The sequence below is a fragment of the Bradyrhizobium sp. SRL28 genome (assembly GCF_018596315.1).
GTDB lineage: Bacteria > Pseudomonadota > Alphaproteobacteria > Rhizobiales > Xanthobacteraceae > Bradyrhizobium.
In genome coordinates this window covers 1-6,655 of sequence record NZ_JAHEAG010000108.1, presented here as the reverse complement: position 1 = coordinate 6,655, position 6,655 = coordinate 1, and the positions used below count along the sequence as shown (strand labels likewise).

General features: G+C 59.0%; 4 protein-coding genes and 1 pseudogene. 3 read left to right on the top strand and 2 right to left on the bottom strand.

Going from position 1 to position 6,655, the window contains the following annotated elements:
- Positions 1-499, top strand: a 499-nt coding sequence (locus KIP88_RS45075; RefSeq protein ID WP_214494516.1) for a hypothetical protein, incomplete at its 5' end; no start/stop codon positions are given.
- Positions 500-792: 293 nt separating this feature from the next.
- Positions 793-2,593: pseudogene (locus tag KIP88_RS45070) on the top strand (ABC transporter ATP-binding protein).
- 33 nt (positions 2,594-2,626) lie between these two features.
- Here the strand turns inward: KIP88_RS45070 and KIP88_RS45065 are convergent.
- Complete coding sequence (locus KIP88_RS45065; RefSeq protein ID WP_057852047.1) at positions 2,627-2,815, bottom strand: hypothetical protein; 189 nt, start codon at positions 2,813-2,815, stop codon at positions 2,627-2,629.
- A gap of 30 nt (positions 2,816-2,845) precedes the next feature.
- On the bottom strand, positions 2,846-3,277 hold the full coding sequence (locus tag KIP88_RS47640; protein ID WP_249791546.1) for a hypothetical protein: 432 nt from the start codon (positions 3,275-3,277) through the stop codon (positions 2,846-2,848).
- 1,159 nt (positions 3,278-4,436) lie between these two features.
- Here KIP88_RS47640 and KIP88_RS45055 point away from each other — a divergent pair.
- A partial coding sequence (locus KIP88_RS45055) for an AMP-binding protein (protein WP_214494515.1) occupies positions 4,437-6,655 on the top strand: 2,219 nt, incomplete at its 3' end.

Genomic DNA, 6,655 nt, shown 5'->3' with positions numbered 1-6,655 from the left:
AGATATGATATTCGAGCCTCTCGAGTCTTTAGATGATGAGCGGTTCGAATTGCTGGAGAAACTTTCTGAACAAAGTTCAGTTGCTCAGTTGTTTGAAAAGGCGCAGCAAATTGGGGCTATAGCTTCAGATCGCGATCTCTATGACAACGCCTTGAGGTATGTCTATTTTCACAGGGCACTACGATCGTATCGAGCTGCGACCCTGCCAATTGAGATACATCAGTTTTATGCAGCTGATCCTTTCCCTAGTCGTCGTGTACGGGGCAAAAACTCAATCGCCCCGGAGGCAAGATCGGTCATGCGCGGCTGGGACCGCGTTTTGAGTGGGGCGGCCATTCATGCAGTTTCAGTTCCAGGCAATCACGTAACGATGATGAGCAACCCAGAAAACCGCGAAGTTCTGGCACGCATGTTATCGAGAGCCTTGAATGGTTCGCCAATAAACACGCTGAACTGCACCCTGTTTTCACCGGACACCCGCGCTAGCCGGAGGAGCTAGGCCTAGTCCTAGGCATACGCCTATGTCTGAGATGTTTTCGAAGGTGGAAGTCAACACGCGGCGTTGCCGTGCTGGCGTCGGTTTACGATGACCTGCCACCGAACTTTCATCCAGCGCCGGTTAGAGTGTCGGGGGTGGTACGTCAAGTGGCGCGGGTGGAGCGACGGACGATCGGCGGAGCTGGTCGACCCAGTAGCGATTTTCGCAATCGATGCGAAGAAGGAACCAACATATCGCGGAGTTTCCATTTCAGCTTTGCTGGGACCGATCGCATTGATGCGATTGGATAGACCATGAGCCGTTTCCATATCGGTCCGCGCGTCGACGCTTTTCGCGACGTTCTCGCCTTCACTGGCCGCCACTGGAGCTGGCAGCCGGCCCGGCTCGCGATCATCATGATCGCGATGTTCGCCTGCACGTTGGCTGACGTACTGACGCCGCTCTATACGGGCCGGCTGGTCGACGCAGTTGCGAACGGAGCTGCAACGGAGGCCGTCGCATGGCTTGCCGCGCTTGCCGCCTTCTCTATGCTGATTGGGCTCGCACTCGGCGCCATTGTTATGCGTCACGTTGCTTTCATCTGCATCATCGATCTGACGCTGAAGATGTTGTGCGACATCTCGAGCGACGCATTTGATCGGGTCCAGCGCTTTTCGACCGATTGGCATGCCAACAATTTCGCCGGCTCGACGGTACGCCAGATCACGCGCGGCATGGGCGCGCTCGACCTCTTGAACAACAGATCCTCGTCGCGTTGTTCCCCTCGCTCATCATGCTCATCGGTTCGTCCGTGCTGCTCGGCTGGCACTGGCCGATGATGGGCCTGATCATTGCCTGCTGCTCTCTCGCCTATGTCGGATTGACGATCACGCTATCACTCGGATATATCGCGCCGTCGGCGAGCCTTGCGAACAGCTGGGATAGCAGGCTTGGCGGCGCGCTCGCCGACGCGATCAGTTGCAACGCGGTGGTCAAGGGCTTCGCAACCGAACAACGGGAAAACGAGCGCCTCGCAACGGTCATCGCCAAGTGGCGACGTCGGATGCGTCGGAGCTGGGTGCGTGGAGCGATCAACGGCACGACGCAAGGCGTAACTCTGCTCGCGCTCCGGGTGGCGGTGATCTGCTATGCCCTGCTTCTATGCTCACGCCGCCAGGCAACCGCGGGCGATATCGCCCTCGTGCTTACCTCTTTCTTTGTGCTGCAGGGCTACCTGCGCGACGTAGGCATGCACGTCCGCAACGTGCAGCGCTCAGTGAATGATATGGAGGAGTTGGTCTATATCCAGAGCCAGCCGCTCGACATCGCTGATTGTCCGGAGGCCAAGCAGATCCGGATCACGAAGGGCCGCATCGATTTTAAGAACGTCCATTTCCATTATGGCAACGATGGATTGCCGCTCTACAGGGACTTCTCAGTGTCGATAAAGGCCGGCGAACGGGTCGGTCTGGTCGGTCCCTCCGGCTCCGGCAAGACCACCTTTGTGAAGCTCATCCAGCGGCTTTACGACGTGAACGGCGGTCGGATCCAGATCGATGAGCAGGACATTTCGAAGGTGACGCAGGCTTCGCTGCGCTCTCAAATTGCGATTGTGCAGCAGGAATGCCTCTTGTTCCATCGCTCGCTAGCCGAGAACATAGCCTACGGCCAGCCCGGCGCCAGCCAGGCCGAGATTGAGGAGGCGGCACAACTCGCCAGCGCGCATGAATTCATCGCGCGCCTGCCGAAGGGTTACGGTACGCTGGTCGGCGAGCGTGGCGTAAAGCTTTCCGGCGGCAGCGCCAGCGGGTGGCGATCGCGCGTGCCTTCCTTGCGGACGCGCCGATCTTGATTCTGGACGAGGCAACCTCGAGCCTTGATTCGGAGTCGGAAGTGCTGATCCAGAACGCGATGGAGTGGCTGATGGTCGGGCGCGCCACGCTGATCATCGCGCACCGGCTCTCGACGATGCGCGCGCTCGATCGGCTGCTCGTCTTCGATCGCGGCCGCATCATCGAGGAGGGCGACCACGCCGCGCTGATCCGTCTAGACGGCGGCATCTACCGCCGTCTGTTCGAGCGGCAGCGCTGGAGCGTGGCGAAGGGGCTGGTTTGAGGCCAATGCGGAAAGGGTCGGATGAGGCGTGATTCACTCGTTTTTGCGGGGACTCTCGACGGTTTTGTGAGGCGCGGCGACGGGCTGGTGACGGACGCCGTGCGCGACCTCATTGAAGTCGGATTGAACTGGCCCGCTGCTGCTAACACGGTGGCCGAGGGAGCGGCGCAGCTCGATGTAGCGCTCGACCTTCTCGCCGAAGAATGCGGCGAAGGCGGTCATGCGGCGCCTCCCGGAAGGGGGAGCGCGACCTCAGCGAGCTGCCCCGGGTTTGCCGTAGGGTTTGCCGGAGGCCATTTGGTTTAAATTATGCTGCCATGGCCGACTGTTCCAGCATGGCGTAGTAGCGTTGCTCGGCTTCTGGGATGTTGCCGATGGGCCCCAGGAGCCGTCGGTTGTTGAACTGACCTGCCACCGAACTTTCATCCAGCGGCGGTTAGAGCGGTTCACGGCTTGATTGAATCGGAAGGGATTCCGGATTTGGGGCGAATATGATTCAAGATGACCGCAATGTGCTGCAGCAAAATGGCTGAACCGCGCAATCCGGCTCAGATAAAGCTTAGCGGATGCTCGCTTGTAACCGAGCGAGAAAAAATACCCCGCGATGCGATCCATCTCGGCGCCGAGCGCCCCGTTACGAAGGCGCTTGAGCAGCCCGCGATACGAAAAATAGAACTTGAGCATTGTGCCCCTCCGGCGTTGCGGCGCAGGGGGATCCCGCGAGAGGCACGAAATATTACGTGGCGGGGGAATCCAGGCGTGGCGGGACCTGGCTGGCGTTAGGGCGCCTCCGCCACATAATCTCGTCCGACACATAAGAACGGATCTGAGCCGGCATCGCGCACAAGCGCAACAAGGCCATCGATATTCTTGAGGACAATCGACTTCGATACGAGAGGTCTTGTCGCCATTGACGGTCCGTCTTGGCATCTTGAGCTCTGTCCGCTTCAAGACGTCAATGTCCCAAGGTCGACAGTTGGATGGCAGTATTCCCCGAGCGAGGCGCGAAGCTCATTCTTTCGTCAGGAAGATCTTGCAGGACATCTTTGGCACGCTAGTTGCTAAGATGGTGGGCGTCACACCACAATCTCGCCGTCTCGGCTAAGAGTTCAGATGAAACTTGTTCGATTGATCCAGATCAGTGCGATGCTGATGCTGCCGCAGTCCGTGGCACGCGCGGTGTTGCGAGGTTTCTCACATTCTGATGTCGCTTCGATTCCCGGCAATGACTTGGCCATAATAGTGCTAGGTCTGTTCGCACTCACGTTTGAGTGGCATTCTCGGAGCGAAGGTCCAGCAGCGTTTTGACGCTCAACAGTCCGGCAGAACGAAGTGGCTTGCTGCCGCTCCGAAACGGGGCGTGCTCGTATTGCTGCGACTATCGACCGGGCTTCCCTAATGGATATCAGGTCGCAAAGTGGTGGTGATGGATTTTCTGAGTGAGGTCTCTAGTCGGTTTTGCGCGCCGTTTCGGGCTACCCAGGCTGTACGACGAGTTAACCAGAGCGCGAACACGGCTCCGGCTTTCCTCCGCTGCGCGCTGGCGCGCATCTCTGCTCATGCTCAGATTTGGTGGCGAAGTTGTTGCAGATCCTACTGCGCGTGATTTTGCGGAGTTGAGCAGTCAATCGCGGGGCCATTGAAAGTGCTGGCTCGCGTGGCACACGAGGAGTTTTCGTCTATGGGGGTGGAATACGAACATTGCGACACATGTGTGTTGGCCTCGTCGAGTTGCGAACTCGGCGATTGGGCTGGGCAACGACCTGAAGCCTCACCAATAGGTTCTACCGTCTTTGTTGGTAGTGGCACGCTAGCGATTAGGTGCGCTCAGCTAGCGATGGAGATGGGCCACGTCATCGGCGCAATCTTGAGTGCCGACGCCATATTCCGCGATTGGGCTGCTCGCGCCAATATCTTGTGCGTAGGGAGCGTTGAAGAGCTCTCCATACTGCTCAATACCGAACCGGTGGACTGGATATTTTCTGTTGCCAATCCGTTCATGTTGCCAGCAGATGTGTTTGGGCGAGTGCGTCGAGGGGCTTTCAACTACCACGACGGTCCGTTGCCACGGTATGCGGGAACTCATGCGACGTCTTGGGCGCTGCTGGCCCAAGAGACCGAATATGCCGTCACGTGGCATCGCATCGATGATGGTGTTGATACGGGTGACCTGGTTGTTCAACGCCAAGTCTTGATTGCGCCCACTGATACGGCGCTAACCCTGAACCTCAAATGTTATGAGGCTGCAGTCGAGGGCTTCCGAGAGCTTTTAACTGGTTTAGCGAATGGAGAGCTCAATACCTGTCCGCAGGCGCTAGTGGACAGAAGCTACTTTCCGAGACGTCGACGTCCAGATGCGGCGGGCTGTCTGCGATGGGATCGATCCGCGCAAGATCTCTCAGCGATAACGCGCGCCTTAGACTTTGGGCCGTATCATTCCAATCCGTTATGTCTGTCCAAGGCTCTTGTGGGCGATGACGTTGTCGCAGTCAGGTGCTTGGAGGTGTCGTCTGCCCGCTCGGGCTTTTCGCCGGGTTCCCTGGTTGAAATCCACCCGAGCCACTGGCGTGTGGCGACGGCCACAGAAGATGTTGATGTCTGGTTTGGCAGCTCAGATGGTGAGACTCTGGACGCCCGGGCACTTGCAAGGCACTCCGATCTGAATGTAGGCGATCGCCTCCCGATTCTAAGCGATGACGAGGCGCGGAGCATAACTGTTACACATGAAATGTTGGCGCCTCGGGAGAGTTTCTGGCGACAGCGGCTTGAGCAATCTAAAATATTGCAGCTTCCTTTTCTGTCGTCTCCACAAGCTGTGGCTCCCCCGAGATGGCAGTCGAGTTCGTGGCTCATTCCAAGTGCTTTGGCCGAGCTGTCCCCCAATGATCGCACCGAGTACATACTGAGCGCTTGGCTGATCTATCTCGCCCGCCTCACGGGAGAATCAGAGCTTCAATTGGGATGGACTCCCCCAGCGAATGAATCGCGAGCCGGGGTGAAGGCGGTGGAGGTGCTTATCGCTTCTGTCGTGCCAATGGAAATTATCATAGATATCGGTCACGATTTTGCAGAGGTGCGCAGGGCGGTGGCGGCCGAGTGCGCTCGGCTGAGGCAGTACGATAGCTTTGCGCGGGATCTTATCGCGCGCTACCCGACGTTGCGGGGGGCGGAGGCGCTACGATCGCGCCGTCCCTGGCCCGTTGGCGTTACGGTTACTGCAAATAGCGCGTCTCTTGCGTCAAACCCAAGTGATACGCCCCTATCCGGTGATCTGCTGACGTTTGAGGTTTGCGCTCTGGAAGGGAGCTTTCGATGGCACTTTGATGCCAGTCGTTTGGCGCCCCCGCAGATCGACCGCATGACGCAGCATTTGCAGAATTTGTTGTGTGCTGTGATGACTGATGCGCATCGAGCGGTTGGGCGGATTGAGCTGTTGTCGTCGGATGAGCGCACCTACCTGTTGGAGGAGCTGAACCGGACGTCGGTCTCGTATCCAGCGGAGCGGTGCATCCATGAGCTGTTCGAGGCGGAGGTGCGCAAGGCGCCGGATGCGGTGGCGGTGGTCTGTGCGGAGGAACACCTGAGCTATGGCGAGCTCAATGCGCGGGCGAACCGGCTGGCGCATCATCTGATCTCGCTCGGGGTGAGGCCGGATCAGCCGGTTGCGATCTGCCTTCAGCGCAGCATCGCGATGGTGGTCGGGCTGCTGGCGATCCTCAAGGCGGGTGGCGCGTATCTGCCGCTGGACCCGGCCTATCCGTCCGCGCGGCTGCGGCAGGTTCTCGAGGATGCGGCACCGGGTCTGGTGCTTGCCGATGCGGCGGGCCGCGCCGCGCTTGCCGATGGGCTGCTCGATCTGACGGTGGTCGACCTGGAGACGGCGACGCCGGCGTGGGCAAACCTGCCGGCCTCGGATCCGGACCCGCGGGCGCTGGGCCTGACCTCACGCCATCTCGCCTATGTGATCTACACCTCCGGCTCAACAGGTACGCCCAAGGGCGTCATGGTCGAGCATCGGGGATTGGTCAATCTGGGGTTGGCTCAGATCGTGCTTTTTGGCGT